The 17,752-nt window shown below is 71.0% G+C and carries 15 protein-coding genes and 1 tRNA gene; 8 read left to right on the top strand and 8 right to left on the bottom strand.

What is annotated here, in order from left to right:
* Window positions 1–38 precede the first annotated feature (38 nt).
* Window positions 39–875, bottom strand: coding sequence for a TerD family protein (locus tag AOK23_RS15445; protein WP_055713296.1), 837 nt, complete (start codon window positions 873–875; stop codon window positions 39–41).
* A 191-nt stretch (window positions 876–1,066) separates the two neighbouring features.
* Here AOK23_RS15445 and AOK23_RS15440 point away from each other — a divergent pair, with 191 nt between their 5' ends.
* The 3 genes from AOK23_RS15440 (at window position 1,067) to AOK23_RS15430 (ending at window position 5,587) form a co-directional block, all read left to right on the top strand.
* Entirely contained in the window at window positions 1,067–2,233 is a 1,167-nt protein-coding gene (locus tag AOK23_RS15440; protein ID WP_055713292.1) for an HpcH/HpaI aldolase/citrate lyase family protein, read from the top strand.
* Window positions 2,234–2,294: 61 nt separating this feature from the next.
* Window positions 2,295–4,769 carry a phosphoribosyltransferase gene (locus AOK23_RS15435; RefSeq protein WP_055713291.1) on the top strand — a complete coding sequence of 825 codons (2,475 nt, stop codon included), beginning with the start codon at window positions 2,295–2,297 and terminating at the stop codon, window positions 4,767–4,769.
* Window positions 4,769–5,587, top strand: coding sequence for an HAD family hydrolase (locus tag AOK23_RS15430; RefSeq protein ID WP_055713290.1), 819 nt, complete (start codon window positions 4,769–4,771; stop codon window positions 5,585–5,587). Before AOK23_RS15435 ends, AOK23_RS15430 begins: the two co-directional genes overlap by 1 nt.
* A 41-nt stretch (window positions 5,588–5,628) precedes the next feature.
* Here AOK23_RS15430 and AOK23_RS15425 read toward each other — a convergent pair whose 3' ends face one another.
* Both AOK23_RS15425 and AOK23_RS15420 read right to left on the bottom strand, forming a co-directional pair.
* Entirely contained in the window at window positions 5,629–6,324 is a 696-nt protein-coding gene (locus tag AOK23_RS15425) for a DedA family protein (RefSeq protein WP_055713289.1), read from the bottom strand.
* Between the two features lie 94 nt (window positions 6,325–6,418).
* Entirely contained in the window at window positions 6,419–6,643 is a 225-nt protein-coding gene (locus AOK23_RS15420) for an FmdB family zinc ribbon protein (RefSeq protein ID WP_055713288.1), read from the bottom strand.
* A gap of 503 nt (window positions 6,644–7,146) precedes the next feature.
* On the opposite strand from AOK23_RS15420, the gene AOK23_RS15415 reads away from it, so the two are divergent.
* From AOK23_RS15415 to AOK23_RS15405, 3 genes are all read left to right on the top strand, one after another.
* Entirely contained in the window at window positions 7,147–9,276 is a 2,130-nt protein-coding gene (locus AOK23_RS15415; protein ID WP_055713295.1) for a transglycosylase domain-containing protein, read from the top strand.
* Between the two features lie 46 nt (window positions 9,277–9,322).
* On the top strand, window positions 9,323–10,612 hold the full coding sequence (locus AOK23_RS15410; protein ID WP_055713287.1) for a polysaccharide deacetylase family protein: 1,290 nt from the start codon (window positions 9,323–9,325) through the stop codon (window positions 10,610–10,612).
* Between the two features lie 106 nt (window positions 10,613–10,718).
* Window positions 10,719–11,858 carry an amidase domain-containing protein gene (locus AOK23_RS15405; RefSeq protein ID WP_055713286.1) on the top strand — a complete coding sequence of 380 codons (1,140 nt, stop codon included), beginning with the start codon at window positions 10,719–10,721 and terminating at the stop codon, window positions 11,856–11,858.
* 24 nt (window positions 11,859–11,882) lie between these two features.
* Here the strand turns inward: AOK23_RS15405 and AOK23_RS15400 are convergent, their stop codons facing one another.
* The 3 genes from AOK23_RS15400 to AOK23_RS15390 all read right to left on the bottom strand — a co-directional run bounded on the left by AOK23_RS15400 (window position 11,883) and on the right by AOK23_RS15390 (window position 14,996).
* Complete coding sequence (locus tag AOK23_RS15400) at window positions 11,883–12,509, bottom strand: DUF4383 domain-containing protein (protein WP_055713285.1); 627 nt, start codon at window positions 12,507–12,509, stop codon at window positions 11,883–11,885.
* A gap of 84 nt (window positions 12,510–12,593) precedes the next feature.
* Window positions 12,594–14,051, bottom strand: a complete 1,458-nt coding sequence (locus AOK23_RS15395; protein WP_055713284.1) for a hypothetical protein — start codon at window positions 14,049–14,051, stop codon at window positions 12,594–12,596.
* A gap of 168 nt (window positions 14,052–14,219) precedes the next feature.
* Window positions 14,220–14,996: a DUF4097 family beta strand repeat-containing protein gene (locus AOK23_RS15390; protein WP_055713283.1), complete on the bottom strand. Its 777-nt coding sequence runs from the start codon at window positions 14,994–14,996 to the stop codon at window positions 14,220–14,222.
* 183 nt (window positions 14,997–15,179) lie between these two features.
* On the opposite strand from AOK23_RS15390, the gene AOK23_RS15385 reads away from it, so the two are divergent.
* A tRNA-Val gene (locus AOK23_RS15385) sits at window positions 15,180–15,251 on the top strand.
* A 93-nt stretch (window positions 15,252–15,344) separates the two neighbouring features.
* Here AOK23_RS15385 and AOK23_RS49780 read toward each other — a convergent pair.
* Entirely contained in the window at window positions 15,345–16,037 is a 693-nt protein-coding gene (locus tag AOK23_RS49780; protein WP_240496397.1) for a hypothetical protein, read from the bottom strand.
* A gap of 177 nt (window positions 16,038–16,214) precedes the next feature.
* A complete protein-coding gene (locus tag AOK23_RS15375; protein ID WP_055713282.1) occupies window positions 16,215–16,568 on the bottom strand; it encodes a hypothetical protein in 354 nt (117 codons plus the stop codon).
* Between the two features lie 201 nt (window positions 16,569–16,769).
* Here AOK23_RS15375 and AOK23_RS15370 point away from each other — a divergent pair, with 201 nt between their 5' ends.
* Window positions 16,770–17,699 carry a LysR family transcriptional regulator gene (locus AOK23_RS15370; protein ID WP_055713293.1) on the top strand — a complete coding sequence of 310 codons (930 nt, stop codon included), beginning with the start codon at window positions 16,770–16,772 and terminating at the stop codon, window positions 17,697–17,699.
* The last annotated feature ends 53 nt before the right edge of the window (window positions 17,700–17,752 follow it).

Here is a 17,752-nt window from a genome sequence, read left to right as displayed (position 1 = left end):
AAGGCCCCGCGCGGGGCCTTTCCCCGGCTCCCGGACGTTCACCTGCCGATGAACTGCGGGCCCTGCGGAGGGAGCCGGACGTCGGAGCCCGGGCCGGCGCCCGTGGGCTGCGGGTAGCCGTAGGCGGCGCCGGCCGTCGCGGGGGCCTGCTGGGTGTGCGGGTAGCCGTAGGCGGGCTGGGGCGGCTGCTGGGTCGGCGCCGCCGGGGGGTAGCCGTACGCCGGCTGGGACGGCACCCCGGTGGTCGGCTGCTCCGGGGGGAGCGGGGCCGACACCTCAGGTGCCGGGGCCTGCGTGGTGGACGTCTGGTTCGCCGCGGCGGCCGCCGCCTCCGACTCGTCGACCGAGATGCCGAAGTCGGTGGCGAGGCCCTGGAGGCCGTTGGTGTAGCCCTCGCCGAGGGCGCGGAACTTCCAGCCGCCGCCCCGGCGGTAGAGCTCGCCGCAGATCAGCGCGGTCTCCTCGCCCGTCTCCGGCTTGATGTCGAAGTACGCCAGCGGTTCCGCGTCGGAGACCGTGGCGTCGTACAGCAGGATGCGCAGGGAACGTACGTGGTCGAAGGTGACGTCGTCGGCGGAGGCCACGAGGAGAATCTGGCCGACGGCGGACTCGACACCGGCCAGGTCAGTCTGGATGGTGTCGGTGAGGCCGTCGGCGACGCGTTTCTTGCCGAGCCGCCACACCTTGCCCGAGGGGTGGCGCGGCTGGTTGTAGAACACGAAGTCCTCGTCGGACCGTACCCGTCCGTCGGGGCCGAGGAGCAGCGCCGAGGCGTCGACTTCCGGGGCACCCTGTCCGGGCGCCCAGCGCAGCACGGCGCGGACCGCCGTGGCTTCGATCGGGACGTTCGACCCCTTCAGCATCGCGTGCGTCATGTCGTTCATCCTGCCCTCTCGGTCCTGATCACGACAACGCGGGGGCGTGGATGGGCCGGTCGGGTCGTCGAGCGGCCGACATGGCCGGGTTACCAGAACTTCACGCCCGGAGGGAACTGAAGACACACATTTGTACGTACTATTACCGGCCACCTTCACGACCGGCCGCCCAGCAGCCACGGGGGATCTCCATGCGTCACTTCGGGCATATCGCCCCTGAGGAGCGTCAGCGCCTCTTCTTCCGCGAGCCGGGTGTCTTCACCGCCGACTCACCGGCCCGTGTCCTCGCCGCCGCCCTCGGCGCCACCCTCTACAGCCCGGCGACCCGCGAGCGGCTGGCCGACGACATCGTCAAGCAGGCCGGGCGCGGTGTGGTCTCCATGGTGCTGTGCCTGGAGGACTCCATCGACGACGCGGAGGTCGTGGCCGCCGAGGAGAACGTCGTCCGGCAGTTCGCCGACCTCGCCGCGCGCCCGGACGCCGATCTGCCGCTGCTGTTCATCCGGGTCCGCTTCCCCGAGCAGATCCCCGACCTCGTACGGCGGCTCGGCCCGGACGTACGGCTGCTGTCCGGATTCGTACTCCCGAAGTTCACCGAGGAGCGCGGCATCGCCTTCCTGGAGGCGCTCACCGCCGCCGAGGCCGCGAGCGGACGGCGACTGTTCGCCATGCCCGTGCTGGAATCGCCCGAGCTGATGTACCGGGAGACGCGCGTAGAGGCCCTCCAGGGCATCGCCCACACCGTCGACAAGTACCGCGACCGCGTCCTCGCCCTGCGCCTCGGCGTCACCGACTTCTGCTCCTCGTACGCGCTGCGCCGGGCACCCGACATGACCGCGTACGACGTCCAGATCGTCGCCTCCGTGATCGCGGACGTGGTGAACGTGCTGGGGCGGGCGGACGGCACCGGGTTCACGGTGACCGGGCCCGTGTGGGAGTACTTCCGGGTGCAGGAGCGCATGTTCAAGCCGCAGCTGCGCACCAGCCCCTTCCTGGAGAACCGCGCCGGGCGGCTGCGCGAGACACTGATAGAGCACGCCCTGGACGGACTGCTGCGCGAGATCTCCCTCGACCAGGCCAACGGTCTGCTCGGCAAGACCTGCATCCACCCCTCGCATGTGCTGCCCGTGCACGCGCTGTCCGTGGTCAGCCACGAGGAGTTCAGCGACGCCGAGGACATCCTGCGCCCCGAGCGGGGCGGCGGCGGGGTCCTGCGCTCCGCCTCCCGGAACAAGATGAACGAGGTCAAGCCGCACCGGGCCTGGGCTGAAAGGGTTCTGCAGCGGGCCGAGGTCTTCGGTGTGGCCAACGAGGACATCGGCTTCGTGGACCTGCTGGCCGCGGGGCTGCCCGACTGAGGAGCCACGCCGCCCGCACCCTCGTGGCCGCCCGCACCTGTCGTAACCGACGAAGGAATCGATGAACAACGCAGTGAACGACCCGATCTGGTCCGGGACCTGGGTCGCCGAGCGGCTCGGGGTCGAGCTGGTGGGTGACGAGGAGCTGAGCGGTCTGCTGGGGCTCGCGCTGCGGCGCAACCCCAAGCGGGCGCATCTGCTCGTGTCGAACGTGCTCGGCAAGCATGTGCCGCAGTCGCCGGCCGTCGTGCACGGGCACGGGGTCGCCCTCGGCCGCCGGGTGCGGGACCTGCTGGGGGCCGACGGGGCACGGGCCTCGGTCGTCCTCGGGTACGCCGAGACCGCGACCGGACTCGGGCACTCCGTCGCGGACGGGCTCGGCGACGCGCCCTACCTCCACTCCACCCGGCGGCCCGTCGACGGTGTCGCCCAGGCCGGCGGCTTCGAGGAGTCCCACTCCCACGCGACGTCGCACCTGCTGCTGCCCGAGGACCCGGAGCTGCTGGCCGGGACCGGGCCGCTGGTCCTCGTCGACGACGAGTTCTCCACCGGGAACACGGTCCTCAACACCATCCGCGCGCTGCACGAGCGGTATCCGCGCGAGCGGTACGTCGTCGTGGCCCTGGTCGACATGCGGTCGGCCGAGGACCAGGGGCGGCTCGCCGGGTTCGCCCGGGAGATCGGGGCGCGCGTCGACCTGGTGACCACCGCCAAGGGGACCGTGCGGCTCCCGGAGGGCGTGCTGGAGAAGGGGCAGGCGCTGGTCGCCGAGCACGAGGGGGCGCCCGCCGCCCCGGTGTGCGCGGGGTGGGTCGGCCGGGTCGAGCTGGGCTGGCCCCAGGGCGTGCCCGACGGCGGGCGGCACGGGTTCGCCCCCGCGCACCGGAAGCGGTTGGAGGCCGCGCTGCCGGGCATGGCCACACGCCTTGCCCGGGCCCTGCCCGAGTCGGCCCGACGGGTGCTCGTGCTCGGCTTCGAGGAGCTGATGTACGCGCCGCTGCGGCTGGCGACGGAGCTGGAGCGGCTGGTGGACGGGGCGGAGATACGGTTCTCCACCACCACGAGGTCGCCCGTGCTGGCCGTCGACGACCCCGGCTACGCGATACGCAGCCGTGTCGTCTTCCCCGCCCACGACGAGCCCGCGGACGGGCCGGGCGAGCGGTACGCGTACAACGTGGCCGGCGGCGGCTTCGACGCGGTGATCGCCGTCGTCGACTCGACCGCCGACACGCCCGCCCTCCACGCGCACGACGGCCTCCTGGCCACCCTCGCCGCCCACACCCCGACCGTCCTCCTCGCGGTCGTCCCGTCCTACGTCCCGTCCCCTGTCCCGTCGAAGGACGGGGCCCTGCCCCCGCACCGCACCGAAAGGCCCTTCATGCTGCCCGAGCCCCTGCGCGGCCCCGCGTTCTCCTCCTATGCGGCCGAGGAGGTCGGGTGGCTGCTGCAGGACCTCTCCGAGGTGACCCTGGAGGCGCCGACCGAGGAGCGGGAGGAGGCCATCCAGAGCGGCGGGGCGCACTACGCCGAGTCGCTGCCGGTCGAGTACCAGCCGAGCGAGCAGTACCAGGCCCTCTTCCACAGCGCCCTGGACGCCTCGGCCGAGCGGATCGCCGTGGCCGTCGGGGTCGTGACCGAGACCGTGCTCGCGGAGCGGTCCCCGCGCCCCGTCCTCGTGTCGCTCGCCCGCGCCGGGACGCCCGTGGGCGTGCTGATGCGCCGGTGGGCGCAGCAGCGCCACGGTGTCGAACTGCCGCACTACGCCGTCTCGATCGTGCGGGGCCGCGGCATCGACGCCAACGCGCTGCGCTGGCTGGCCGCCCACCACGACCCGGCGGACGTCGTGTTCGTCGACGGCTGGACCGGCAAGGGCGCGATCACCCGTGAACTCGCCGCCGCCATCGAGGAGTTCGAGCGGGCCGAGGGCGTCACCGGGTTCGACCCGGAGATCGCGGTGCTGGCCGACCCCGGCTCCTGCGTCCGCACCTACGGCACCCGCGAGGACTTCCTCATCCCCTCGGCGTGCCTCAACTCGACCGTCTCCGGGCTGATATCGCGGACCGTGCTGCGCGCGGACCTCGTCGGACCCGACGACTTCCACGGCGCCAAGTTCTACCGCGAGCTGGCCGGCGTCGATGTGTCCGTGGAGTTCCTGGACGTCGTCTCGGCCCGCTTCGCCGACGTCGCCGACGCGGTCGACGCCCGCACCAAGGACCTGCTGTCCGCCGACCGCGCTCCCACCTGGGAGGGCTGGGCGGCCGTCGAGCGGATCAGCGAGGAGTACGGGATCCACGACGTCAACCTGGTCAAGCCCGGCGTCGGGGAGACCACCCGGGTGCTGCTGCGCCGGGTACCGTGGAAGATCCTCGCGCGGGCCGGGGCGGGCGCGGACCTCGACCACGTACGCCTGCTCGCCGAACAGAGAGGGGTACCGGTGGAAGAGGTGGCGGAGCTGCCGTACACCTGTGTGGGACTGATCCACCCCAAGTACACCAGGGGCGCGACCGGCGCCGACGGCAAGGCGGTGGCGGTCTGATGCCCGGCCCCCGTGTGCTCGTCGCCAGCGATCTCGACCGTACGCTCATCTACTCGACCGCAGCGCTCGCGCTGACCATGCCGGACGCGCGGGCGCCCCGGCTGCTCACCGTCGAGGTGCACGAGAGCAAGCCCCTGTCGTTTCTGACCGAGACGGCGGCGGGGCTGCTCACGGAGCTGGGGGACGCGGCGGTGTTCGTACCGACGACGACCCGGACCCGCAAGCAGTACCAGCGGATCAATCTGCCCGGGCCCACCCCGACGTACGCGATCTGCGCGAACGGCGGGCATCTGCTGGTCGACGGGGTCTCGGACCCCGACTGGTACGCGGGCGTGACCGCGCGGCTCGCGGAAGAGTGCGCGCCGCTGGAGGAGGTCCGGGACCATCTCGCCGCCACCGCCGACCCGACGTGGGTGCGCAAGCACCGCATCGCCGAGGACCTCTTCGTCTATCTCGTCGTCGAGCGCGAGCTGCTGCCCGAGGAGTGGGTGAAGGGGCTCGCGGTGTGGGCGGAGAACCGGGGCTGGACGGTGTCGCTGCAGGGCCGGAAGCTGTACGCCGTGCCGAAGCCGCTGACGAAGAGCGCGGCGATGCGGGAGGTCGCCCGGCGGACCGGGGCGCAGCTGACGGTGGCCGCGGGCGACTCGCTGCTCGACGCGGATCTGCTGCTGGCGGCGGACCGGGCGTGGCGGCCCGGGCACGGTGAGCTGGCGGACGCCGGCTGGTCGGGGCCGACGATCACGGCGCTGCCGGAGCGGGGGGTCATGGCCGGGGAGCGGATCCTGCGGGAGTTCCTCCGGGCCGCGCGGGAAGGGTGACGCCGGGGGCCGTCGGCCGGGCGTGCTCCGGTCCGGTCCCTTCAGGGGGCGGGGTTGCCGCGGTCCGCGGGCTGCCGGTCGTCGGTGGCCGAGCGTGCGGTTCCCCGCGCCCCCCTGGTGTCGCCCCTCCTCAGGAGGCGGAGCGACACGAAGGCCAGCACGGCCAGCGCGGCGGCCGCCAGGACGATCTTCGAGTACGTCGAGACGACCGCCGTCACCTCGGTCCAGTTCGCGCCCAGGAAGTAGCCGGCCAGCACGAAGAGCGTGTTCCAGATCGCGCTGCCCAGGGCGGTGAGGAGCGTGAAGACGGGCAGGGGCATGCGTTCGACGCCGGCGGGGACCGAGATCAGGCTGCGGAAGACCGGGATCATCCGGCCGAAGAAGACCGCCTTGGTGCCGTGCCGGAGGAACCACGCCTCCGTCCGCTCCACGTCGGAGACCTTGACGAGGGGCAGCTTCGCGGCGATCGCCAGGGTGCGGTCGCGGCCCAGGAGGGCGCCCACGCCGTACAGGGCGAGGGCGCCGATGACGGAGCCCGCCGTGGTCCACAGCAGCGCGGCGTAGAGGTCCATCCGGCCGGTGCTCGCGGCGAAGCCGGCGAGAGGGAGGACGACCTCGCTGGGGATCGGCGGGAAGAGGTTCTCCAGGGCGACGGCCAGACCGGCCCCCGGTGCCCCCAGCAGATCCATCAGACCTATGATCCACAGGGGTGCGCCGCTCATCGACTCCGCTTGCATGGCTGTCATGGGCGCAGGCTAGGGGAACGAAGCTGAAGGGAGCCTGAGGTGCGGATGAACGCTCCCGGGCCGGAGGCCGTTGAACCCAGTGTGATCAACCGCAGCATCCGCCGCCGCAGCATCCGCCGCCCCCGCCGCCGCCCGCCCGGGGCGCGGGGGCGGCAGCGGAGGCCGAGCCGCCCACCGCGACCGTCGACAGGAGCTTGACCGTGTCCGGGTGGCCCGAGGGGCAGTCCGCGGGGGCGGACGACTCGGCCATCGGACGGCTCAGTTCGAAGGTGTCGCCGCAGGTCCGGCAGCGGTATTCGTAGCGAGGCATGTGTTCAGGCTAACCGGCGGCGGGCCGCCGTCAGCAGGGATACTTTTCGACGGGTCGGTCACACTGGCCAAATTTTCACGCTGCCGACCGGGGCGGTTGTGAAAGTGACTGATAATTTGTGGTCGCTGTGTGGAGACCGGACGGCCGGGGGACCGGGGGGACCGGGGGGCTCACAGCCGCGGGTGTGGCGGCTGTGACGGTCCACGCGGGCGATGCCAAGTGGGAGGGGGGGACAGTCATGACCGCTGTCCTGTGTCGATCGGGAGTCACGTCCCCCGGTCGCTATGTCGCCGTGGGCGGGCGAAAGGTTGCCGCGTTCCGCCGGATCGTCGCCGCACAGCACATGAGCCGTCCCCGCAGCGGAGCGCGCCATGGGCAGTGCTGAAGGAGAGGGCCGCATGCGCCGCCGACGGGGAGCGGCACAGGAGCGCCGGGAGCAGGGACTCCCGGAGTCCGAGTTCACCATGGAGCTGAAGGCTCCGCCTCCGCCGGCGGACGAGACGATGGAGCTCAAGGCCCCGCCCCCGCCGGCGGACGAGACCATGCAGCTGCGCGTGCTCGAACCGGGCATGCTCGACAGCCGGCCGGAGCCGTCGGCGACGGGCGGCAGGCGGGACAGGCGCAAGGCGGCCCGGCCGTCGGTTCGCGCCAGATTTCTGGCCGCCGCGGGCCCGCGTCTCGCCCCGTTGGCCCCGTATGCCCGCCGAATACGCCCGCAGTACCCGCGCCCCGGCCGTACCGACTGGCGGCGCTGGGTGCCGTCCTGGCGGCAGTCGCTGGGCGCCGGAGGGCTCGCCGTGGCGTTCAGCACCATGCTGCTGACCATCGCCTACGCCGCCACGGACATACCCGAGGACCTCAACACCTTCGCCACCCAGCAGGACAACGTGTACTTCTGGTCCGACGGCACGCCCATGGCGCGTACCGGCTGGGTGCGGCGCCAGGCGATGCCGCTGAAGGACGTCCCCGAGGACGTGCGCTGGGCGGTCCTCGCGGCGGAGAACTCGAGCTTCTACTCCGACCCCGGCATATCCTTCAGCGGTATCACCCGGGCCCTGGTGCGCACCGTGGGTGAGGGCGACACCCAGGGTGGCTCGACGATCACGCAGCAGTACGTCAAGAACGTCTATCTGACCCAGGACCGCTCGCTCGGCCGCAAGTTCGACGAGGCGATGCTCGCCCTCAAGCTCGACAACCAGATGAGCAAGGACGAGATCCTGGAGGGCTACCTCAACACCAGCTGGTTCGGCCGCGGCACCTACGGCATCCAGCGGGCCGCCCAGGCGTACTACGGCAAGGACGTCAGCCAGCTGAACGTGAGCGAGGCCGCCTTCCTCGCCTCCCTCCTCAAGGGCGCCGCCCTGTACGACCCCTCCCTCAGCCGGTCCAACCACGCCCGGGCCGTCGTGCGCTGGGAGTGGATCCTGGACCGGATGGTCGACATCGGCAAGCTCTCCAAGGCCGAGCGCGCCACGTACCAGAAGTTCCCCGAGCCGCTGAAGCAGTCGAACCAGTACGACACCGGCAAGCAGAGCGACTACCTCGTGGAGCTGGCCGCCCAGTACGCGAAGAAGGCCGGGAACATACCGGCCCAGGAGTTCGACATGGGCGGCTACCAGATCTACACGACCTTCGACCGCAAGCGGCAGACCGAGCTGACCGCCGCCGTCGCCGAGGCCCGCAAGAAGGTCCAGAAGGACAGCCCCAAGAAGGCGAAGGCCGCCCACTTCGGAGCGTCCTCCGTCGCCGCCGACGGACGGATCCTCGCCGTCTACGGCGGCCCCGACCACCGCAGACAGGGCTACAACGAGTCCAACGCGACCACCGTCCCGTCCGGCTCGGCGTTCCTGCCCTTCGTCTACGCCGCCGCCCTGGAACACGGCGTCGTCAAGGAACGCGACGGCCGGTCGACACCTGTCACCCCGCAGACGCTCTACAACGGTGACGACGGGGTCGTCGTCACCACGCCCGAGGGCCCCTACTGGGACCGCAACGGCAAACGGGTCCGCGCCCGCAACGACGGCAAGCGGTCCTACGGCCAGATCACCCTGCACGACGCGCTCGCCAAGTCGGTGAACTCCCCGTTCATGCAGCTCGGCATGGACACCGGTCTGAACAAGGTGCGCTCCACCGCCGAGGCGGCCGGACTGCTGTCGTCCAGCTTCGGGGCGCAGGTGCCCGCCCTGTCCGTCGGCAGCGCCACGCCCAGCGCGATCCGTATGGCCAGCGGCTACAGCACGTTCGCCGCGGACGGCCGGCACACCGAGCCGTACTCGGTGCGGAAGATCACCCACAACGGATCCAAGGTCGGGATGTCCACACCCAAGCCGAAGCGGGCGGTGGGCGCCGAGGTGGCCCGGCAGGTCACCGAGGCGCTCACGGACGCCTTCCGCAGCGACCACCCCACCTCGCCCGGCGCCGCCTCCTTCGAGGTCGCGGGCAAGGGCGGGACGACCCAGGACGACAAGGCCGCCTGGTACGTCGGCACGGCGGAGAAGGTGTCGACCGCGGTCGTCCTGTACCGGATCGACCTGTCCAAGAGCCTGGAGCCGCTGCGGCTCGACGGCATCGCCGGAACCCCCGGATCCGGCGTGCCCTACGACATCTGGTCCCGTGCGACGAGCGTCGGCTGACGCCCGATGAGCACCCGACCCGCCATCCTCGCAGAATGAGCCGCACATGAAGCCTGGCAGCAAGTCACACAAGGGCCGCCGCCGCAAAGCACGTCAGCCCCGCCGCACCACCCGGCCGCAGTTCCTGACCCTGGCCGCGCTGCTCGTCGTCGCCTCCCTCGTCGGCGGCTACATGGTGCTGAACCGTACGACCAGTACCGCGCCGACCGCGTCGTCCTCCGGTGGCGGGGACAGCAAGGGCAACTCCGCCAAGAACGCCGAACCGAAGTGGGACGGCAAGACCAAGGTCATCGGGGACGGCTCCACGTCGTACACCGGCCCGCAGAAGGGGCAGTTGAAGGCCGTACCGCTCAAGCCGGGCGAGAAGCCCCCGCAGTTCGTCGTGTTCTCCTGGGACGGCGCCCTGGCCGGCGACGACAACCTCTTCGATCACTACCGGCAGATGGCGAAGCGCTACAACGCGCACATGACGTTCTTCCTCACCGGCATCTACCTGCTGCCGAAGGACAAGAGGAACCTCTACGACCCGCCGCAGCACGACAAGGGCTCCGCGGCGATCAGCTACGCCACCGACGACCACATCCGCACCACCATCGAGGAACTCGGCGAGGCCTGGCGCGAGGGCAACGAGATAGGCACCCACTTCAACGGCCACTTCTGCGGTGCGAAGGGCGGCGGCGACTGGAGCGTCGCGGAGTGGAAGCAGGAGATCGAGGAGTTCAACTCCTTCCTGGAGAACTGGAAGACCAACACCGGCTTCACCGACATGGACCCGCTGCCCTTCGACGTCAAGGCCGTCACCGGCGGCCGCGCGCCCTGCCTGGAGGGGCAGAAGAACCTGCTGAAGGCGGCCAAGGGCTTCGGCTACCGCTACGACGCCAGCTCCCCGGGCGCCTACCAGGTGTGGCCCGCCAAGAAGGAGGGCGTCTGGGACTTCCCGCTGCAGATGCTCCCGTTCAACGACGAGTACCAGGCGCTGTCGATGGACTTCAACTTCCTCTACAACCAGTCGGACGGCGAGACCAACGGTGACCCGGCGATGTACTCGACCTGGCAGCGGGAGACCATCGACACCTACATGTCCGGCTTCAACCGCGTCTACTACGGCAGTCGCGCACCGCTGTTCATCGGCAACCACTTCGAGCAGTGGAACGGCGGCATCTACATGAACGCCGTCGACGAGATCATCAAGAACGTCTGCACCAAGAAGGACGTGAAATGCGTGTCCTTCCAGGAGTTGGCCGACTGGATGGACGTACAGAAGCCGTCGACCCTGGCGAACCTGCGCAATCTGGACCCCGGGCAGTCGCCGGACTGGGCGACAGTGGTCAAATAGTCTTCCCGTTCTCCGACTTGTTATTCCCCCCGACCTGCTTCGCTTGAGGAGGTCATGTAAAGATTCGGACCCCGGGTACGACCAACTCGGGGGCAAGGAGAATGCAGTGAGATCAAGGACGTTGAGCCTCGCAGGCTCGACCGTCGCGGCGGCCGTACTGGCCACCGCGCTGCTGCCCATGACCGCCGCGCAGGCCGCCGGGTCGACGCCCAAGGTCACGAAGGCGACCAAGGACGCGTTCGGGCGGGTCGCGGACAACGTGATCACCGACCGCACGGCCGTGCTCGTCGGTGGTGGGGCGGCCCGCAAGTCGCTGAAGCCCACCGGTGGCGTCAAGCTGTCCAGCGCCCAGAAGAAGGTCGAGGACGGCAAGCTGAGCGCCCTGCGCGCCACCAAGGCGCGTCTCGCGGCCCTGGGCGAGGCCTACACCTCGGCCGACACCGCGGTCACCGTCGACAGCACCAAGGTCAAGGGCACGAAGGCCACGGTGAAGATCACCGAGCGGACGAGCCTGAAGTACAAGAAGATACGTGGCGACGAGCCCGCCTCCACGGGCTTCGAGGCGCACCACCAGCTCACCTTCACGGCGTCCGGTGGCACGTGGCAACTGACCGCCATGAAGGGCACGGACGGCGGCGCCCAGCGCATCAACGACCCCGTCGCCCCGGCGGCGGACGCCAAGCTGAGCCGTACGCCCATGGCCGTCCACCAGGCTCCGAAGGCCGCCACCAGCTGGCCGGCTCCTTCCGCGCCGAAGACGATCAACGGCGGGAAGTACAACTACCAGGCGATGGTGGCGTACACCGAGAAGTACTGGAAGAACTACAACCCGGCGTACCGCAAGTACAACTCGATGGGCGGTGACTGCACCAACTACCTCAGCCAGGGTCTCCTGGCGGGCGGCTGGCAGCAGATCTCCACGGTGACGCCCGAGGAGTACGACACCTGGTACTACGCCTCGAACGGTACGGCCGACGCGTGGATCGGTGTCAACGAGTGGTCCTGGTTCACCCAGACCGCCAAGCGCACCACTCCGCTGGCCAACGTCTACCAGTTGGACCTCGGTGACGTGCTCCAGGTCGACTTCAACCGGGATGGCGACAAGGACCACTCGATGATGGTGACCTTCCGCAGCTCCAGCGGTGTGCCGTACCTGACGTACCACGACGCGGACACCTACCGCCGTTCGGTGGCGAGCATCATCGCCTCGTACCCGAACGCGTACTACTACGCGTACCGCACCTGAGCGGGCCGACTCCCGTCGGGCCTCTCAGGAGCCCGTGCCGGCGCCCTCTCCGCCTTCGGTGAGGGCGTCGGCCCTTTTCCGCCTGCCCTCATCGGTCTCGGCCCGCACCCGGTCGTCCCGCTCCGCCTGGGCCGGATGCCGGGCCCGCCAGTACGGGCTGTCGTGCGGCAGCGCCGAGCCGACCCTGCCGTACATCCCGAACGTCATCAGCAGGATGCCGACGACAAAGCTGAACAGGACGTTCTGGATGCGGAAGGCGAGGAAGTTGGAGTCGGTGTCCAGCAGGGCCATGTTGCCGAAGCCGCTCAGGATGAACAGGACGCCCAGCGTCATGTTCAGCGTGGAGGCGAAGTTGCCGCCGATCACCATGCCGACGAGCAGCAGCAGCCCCACCGCGATCGACAGGACGCTCAGCGTGCCGTTCGTGTTCAGCCCCGCGACCTGGTCGCCGTGCGTGTCGAACCAGCCGACCTTGTCGATCAGGCCGAGGATGCCGAAGGCGACCAGGAACAGGCCCATCAGGCCCGCCCCGAACCGGTAGACCCGGCTCAGCCGGTGGTCGACGGGAAGGTGCTCGTCGATCTTGATCCGCCGCCGGGGACCCGCGTGCTTGCCCTGGGACCGCAGGGAGTGCGTGGCATGCGTGGCCATATCCGCCTCCTAGGCGTGAGCGGAGGCCTCCGTACCCCTTCAGCATCCGCCGGGGTGCCCCGGCGGGCAAACCGGCCCCGCCCGTCAGGCGCTCCCGCCACGCTCCTTGCGGATCTGGTCGACCACATGGGACACCGTCTGCCGCACGGACTCCGTCTCGGTCAGGAAGTGCCAGTAGTCGGGGTGCCGGCCCTCCAGCGTGGCGACCGCGCGGTCCAGCCGGGCCACGGAGTCGTCGAGCGGGCGGGCGTGCCGGGGATCGGGCGTGGAACGGCCCGCCATGGCGAGTCGCTGCGCGTCACGGATGGCGAACCGGGTGCGGTCGATCTCCTGCTGGGGGTCCTTCTGCACCGCGTTCAGCCGCCGCAGCCGGTCGCCCGCCGCGGAGACCGCCTCGTCGGTCCGGTTCAGCAGCGCCCGCACGGTCGACAGCAGCGCCGTCGCGTCCGGCCAGCGCTGCGCGTCACGCGCTGCCCGCGCCTCGCGCAGCTTCAGCTGAGCCTGCTCGACGTCGGCCGCGGCCTGGTCCGGGACCTGCTGGAGGTCCTGCCAGCAGGACGCCACGAATCTGCGCCGCAGCTCGCTCAGCATCTGCGGCACCTGCCCCGCCCGGGTGCCCAGCGCCTCCGCGCGGGTCCGCAGCGACACCAGCCGGTGGTCGATCTCGGCGGCCTTCTCCGGCAGCCGCTCGGCCTCCGCCCGCACCGCCTCCGCCTCCCGCACGACCCGGTCGGCGCGCTCCAGCGTCTCCGCCACGCCGTGCCGTCCTGCCCCCTGGTTGAGCTTCGTCAGCTCCGGGGCGAGCGCGGCGAGCCGCGCGGCGAGGTCGTCCGCCTTCAGCCCCGACTCCCGTACGGCGTCCAGGGCGTTGGAGGCGGCGAGCAGGCCCTGCCGGGCGCGCTCCACGGCCGGGGCGAGCCGGGCCAGCTGCGTCTCGGCCTTGCCGAGCAGCGGGCCCAGCCCCTCGGCGAAACGGTCCAGCTCCTGCTTGACCCGCCCCAGCTCGTCCTTGGCGGCGGTCAGCTCGGTCCGGGCACGGGCGGCGGCGGACGCCTCCAGGTCGTCCCGGTCCAGATCATGGGCGTCGACGGCGGCGATGTACCGGCCGCTGACCTCGTCGATCCGCCGGCCGAGCGCCTCGAAGCCGGAGACCGCCTGGCGGGCGGCGGGGGAGTCGTCCACCGCGGTGATGGTCTCTATCGAGATCCGCAGGTCGCGCTGGGCGGTGTCCAACTCGTAGAACGCGGCCGCCGCCGCGTCCTTCGCCGCCTGCGCCTCGGCCCGCTGCCCTTCCGCCCGCCCGCCGAACCACCGCCGGGTCCCGCCCCCGGCGAACGCGGCGGGCAGTGCCAGCGCGGCGAGCAGGGGCAGACCGAGGAGCAGGAGGGAGTCGCGGGCGGCGGAGCGCCGGAGGGAGCGCGGGGAGCGGGGCCGGCCGGGCCGCTGCCGCGGGGGTCCGGCTGCTCGTCGTGGTGCACGGCTGTGGGGTTGTCGTGCGCTGGGCACAATCGGCGTGTACGGCTCTGCTGGTGTCGCCGTCACATCCCTCTCCCGTGCTGTCATCCGCCCTGACCGGTGCCATTCTCCCACCGGTCAAGGACGAAAACACGGGCCGATCGGTTCAGCGACGAAATAGCGGGGGCGGGGCGGCACCTGTGGGGCGACCGGGCACCCGCGACCGTCGGGCGGCCGGCGGCGGGGGTCGGGTGATCAGCCGGCGTTCCGTACGGTGACCGAACCGTCCTCGGTGTGGGCCTTCACCACATGGGAGCTGCCGGAGTCACGGGGCACGGACACGGCCACGGAGCCGTCGTCGCTCCCGGTCGTCACCCGGTACGAGGCCTCGCGGGGCAGCCCGATGGTGATGGAGCCGTCGTCGCTGCGGGACTCCACCAGGTCGGGCACCGCGCCGAGTTCGAGTTTGACCGAGCCGTCCTTCGTACTGGCCCGGACGCTGCGCGACTCGACGCCGAGCGCGTGCACCGAGCCGTCGGCGCTGTGCATCTCCAGTGGGCCGCTGCTGTCGCTGACCCGTACCGCGCCGTCATCGGTCCGGATCTTCAGCGACTGGGCGAACCCCTTCGCGCGCACGCTCCCGTCCCCGTCCTCCACGACGACGGCCACGCCGCGCGGCACCTCGATACGGTGCCTGGCGGAGCAGTCCGTGATGATGCCGGAGCACTTCAGCCGCAGCTTCAGCCGGTCGTCCTTCATCTCCCACGTCACCCGCGGGTCCCCGCCGACCACGACCCGGCCCTCGAACCACCGGGTCACCTCGACCTCGTCCACATCCGCCGCGACCAGTTCCAGCGCCGAGTCGTCCGAGTCGACGGTGAGCGTACGGCCCTCCAGGGCGAAGGCCCGGTGCTCCGGCTCCCGGTCGTCCCCGGCGTCCGCCCCGCACGCGGCGACGGACGCCATGAGTGCGACGGCGAGCCCGGCGACGGCCACCGTTCCCGTGCGTGACCTGCGAGCCGTACGAGCCATGACGATCTCCCCCTGGGGCCGGTCTTTCCCATGTCCGCCGGCATCCGCCGAGCGTGCTTCGACCGTACGGAGCGGGGGTCTTCGGGGGGATCCGGGCCGCTCCCGGATCGAAGGTGGGGATAACCCCCGGTTAACGGTTTGCGGGGCACGGCCCACGGCAATGTAGGCTGTCGACTCGTACTCGGGTGCGTAGCTCAGGGGTAGAGCGCCTGCCTTACAAGCAGGATGTCGGCGGTTCGAAACCGTCCGCGCCCACCGACCGGCAGGACCGGTGGACAGCCGTGCGACGGCCCCTCGAAGACTCTTCGAGGGGCCGTTTCCATGCTCGGTCCGTGGGATGTGCCTGTGTCAGTCCCAGCCGCCGAGGAGGCCGGCGTTGGCCTGCGCGTGGCAGATGTTGTAGTCGCCGGACGCGTGCGCCTTCTCGGTGTGTCCGTCGACGGTGACGGAGCAGTTGATGTCTCCGGAGCCCTGGAGCTGGGCCATCACCGTGTAGTACAGGGCGTCGTCGTCCAGCGGAAGGGTGGCGGTGAACTTGCCGTTCTTCCAGGTGCCGGCCCGGCTGTCGCTGTCGGAGCCGTAGGTGATGTCGAGCGGGCCGAGGACGCCGTCGGGGGCGGTGCCCCACACCTTGAAGGTGACGACCTGCTTCTTCGGCTTCGCGGGCTTGTCGGCCTTCTTGGGTTCTTCGGTCTTCTCGAGTTTCTCGGACTTCGGGGTCTTACTGGGCTCGGGGTCGGCCGCGGGCGCGTCGTCCTTCTTCTTCTCGGCCTCGGTGACCTTGTCGTCGTCGTTGCTGACCGTCTTGCCCTTGCTGGTGCTGCTGGAGTCGCCCCCGACCATCGCGCCGATGGCACCGAGGATGACGAAGAGGACGACGACGCCGAGGCAGCCGAGTCCGATGATCATGCCGACCGGCGTCTTCTTCGGCGGCGGAGGCGGCCCGCCCCATCCGGGCTGCTGCGGGTACTGCGGTTGTGGTGCTCCCCAGCCTGGTTGCTGCGGTCCCCCGGGTCCGGGCTGCGGGTACTGCTGGCTCATCTCGCCCCCCTGGCGGTGATTTGTGCGTGAGGGGCGAATGTAGTTGATGTGTGAACGGTGTAAAGGATTCGCGATCATTCTGTGACACACGAAATGGCCCGGAACGACGAAGGTCCGCGCGGTGGCGGGCCTTGGGCGGATCGCGGCAGGGAGCGGGGGCGCTCGGAGTCACCTCTCTCAGGCCCCGTCCTCCGGGGGCTTCTCCGTCGTCTCGCGTGCGTGCTTCAACAGGCTGCGGGCCGCGACGCGTTCCTCCGGGGCCACCTCCGCCCAGAAGCGGTGGCAGCTGACGAACACCGCCAGTTCGCGTTCGCGTTCGCGGAGCTTCTCTACCTCGGCCTGTTCGTCGGGTGTCCAGCCGGGGGAGGCGGGGCGCTCGATCTGCCGCCAGCCCTTGTCGTCGCTGAAACCGTCCAGGGGCTCGACGGACCAGGGCAGCCGCTTCAGCAGCGCCAGGAGCTCGGCCCGGACCTGATGCAGCTCCTCCTGGCCGGCGAGGAGGTCACTGGGGAAGTCATAGGTCTTAGCCACACGGCAATGCTACGCCTGTTCGATTTCGTGATGCGAGTTCCTTCTGTCGCTTCGAGGGTGGTGTCATTCGAACGAGTGAGTGGGGGAGTGGGTGGGAAGTGGGCGAGCGGGGAGCGGCGGCGGGACGGGGCGGAAGGTTGGCCTCCGTCTCGACGGCCTCACCCAAGCTCTCCCTTGGGGTTCTTCGGTATCTTCCCCTCCATGACCCTCGATGATCTGCGTGTCTTCGTCGCCGTGTGCCGGGCCGGGAGTCTCAGTGCCGTGGCACGGGAGCTGGGCTGTACGCAGTCGGCGGTGAGTCAGCATGTGCGGCGGCTGGAGCGCGAGGTGGGGGTCGGGCTGGTCGAACGGCAGGCCCGCGGTGTCGTGCCCACGCGTGCCGGGCGCGTGCTCCAGGAGGCCGCGGCCGAGGGGATCACCGGGCTCGATCTCGCCCTGCGGCGGCTCGCCGAGATGGTGCGGGGCGACGGCGGCGTCGTACGGATCGCCACCGGCGGCACGACCGTGCGGCACTTCATGGCGCAGGGCATCGTCGACTTCCGGCGGTCGTACCCGGACGTGGGACTGGAGTTCCAGACCGTACGGTCCAGCGCCGGCTGCGTCGACGCGCTGGGCGATCCCGCGCGCGACCTCGACCTGTCCTGGGTGACCCTCGGGCCCGCCGTCCGCGGCATCGAACAGCGGGCCGTCGTCGAACTCCCCTGGGTGCTCGCCGTACGCGCCGACGACGAACTCGCCGGGCGGGAGCGGATCGACGCCGGGGAACTGGACGGGATGCGGCTCATCGGGCTACCGGAGAACTCCACCTCCTACGCCCATCTGGATGCCGCCTACCGGCAGTTGGGCATAAAGACCGGCCCGTCCGGAGCCGGGGTCGCCGACTGGGACACCGCGATCCTCCTCACCGAACTCGGGGTCGCCCACGCCGTCGTCCCCGCCCTGCCCGGCTGGACCGGCCCCGGCCACCCCGGCCTGCGCTTCGTCCCGGTCCCCGATCTGCCGCCGCTGACCGTCGGCTGGGCGGTACGGCGGTGGGACGCGCTCTCACCCCCGGCCCGGGCCTTCGCCGACACGGTCGCCCGGCACGCGGTGCGCGTGGGAGGAGCGGTGCGGCCGGCGTCCGAGGGGTGAGGGGGGACAACTGAGGGGCAGGGGTGAGCGGCGAGAGCTGAGCGGCCAGGGTG

Source organism: Streptomyces torulosus (assembly GCF_001419765.1).
GTDB classification, from domain to species: domain Bacteria; phylum Actinomycetota; class Actinomycetes; order Streptomycetales; family Streptomycetaceae; genus Streptomyces; species Streptomyces torulosus.
Note: the sequence above shows the minus strand (reverse complement) of the source record. Positions and strands in the feature narration are given on the sequence as shown.

Excerpts from the sequence above, each read along its gene's own strand:
- AOK23_RS15410 (WP_055713287.1), top strand. The coding sequence starts at position 9,323 with ATGAAGCCTGGCAGCAAGTCACACAAGGGCCGCCGCCGCAAAGCACGT.
- AOK23_RS15425 (WP_055713289.1), bottom strand. The coding sequence starts at position 6,324 with ATGCAAGCGGAGTCGATGAGCGGCGCACCCCTGTGGATCATAGGTCTG.
- AOK23_RS15420 (WP_055713288.1), bottom strand. The coding sequence starts at position 6,643 with ATGCCTCGCTACGAATACCGCTGCCGGACCTGCGGCGACACCTTCGAA.
- AOK23_RS15440 (WP_055713292.1), top strand. The coding sequence starts at position 1,067 with ATGCGTCACTTCGGGCATATCGCCCCTGAGGAGCGTCAGCGCCTCTTC.
- AOK23_RS15390 (WP_055713283.1), bottom strand. The coding sequence starts at position 14,996 with ATGGCTCGTACGGCTCGCAGGTCACGCACGGGAACGGTGGCCGTCGCC.
- AOK23_RS15430 (WP_055713290.1), top strand. The coding sequence starts at position 4,769 with ATGCCCGGCCCCCGTGTGCTCGTCGCCAGCGATCTCGACCGTACGCTC.
- AOK23_RS15370 (WP_055713293.1), top strand. The coding sequence starts at position 16,770 with ATGACCCTCGATGATCTGCGTGTCTTCGTCGCCGTGTGCCGGGCCGGG.
- AOK23_RS15435 (WP_055713291.1), top strand. The coding sequence starts at position 2,295 with ATGAACAACGCAGTGAACGACCCGATCTGGTCCGGGACCTGGGTCGCC.
- AOK23_RS15415 (WP_055713295.1), top strand. The coding sequence starts at position 7,147 with ATGGAGCTCAAGGCCCCGCCCCCGCCGGCGGACGAGACCATGCAGCTG.
- AOK23_RS49780 (WP_240496397.1), bottom strand. The coding sequence starts at position 16,037 with ATGAGCCAGCAGTACCCGCAGCCCGGACCCGGGGGACCGCAGCAACCA.
- AOK23_RS15400 (WP_055713285.1), bottom strand. The coding sequence starts at position 12,509 with ATGGCCACGCATGCCACGCACTCCCTGCGGTCCCAGGGCAAGCACGCG.
- AOK23_RS15445 (WP_055713296.1), bottom strand. The coding sequence starts at position 875 with ATGACGCACGCGATGCTGAAGGGGTCGAACGTCCCGATCGAAGCCACG.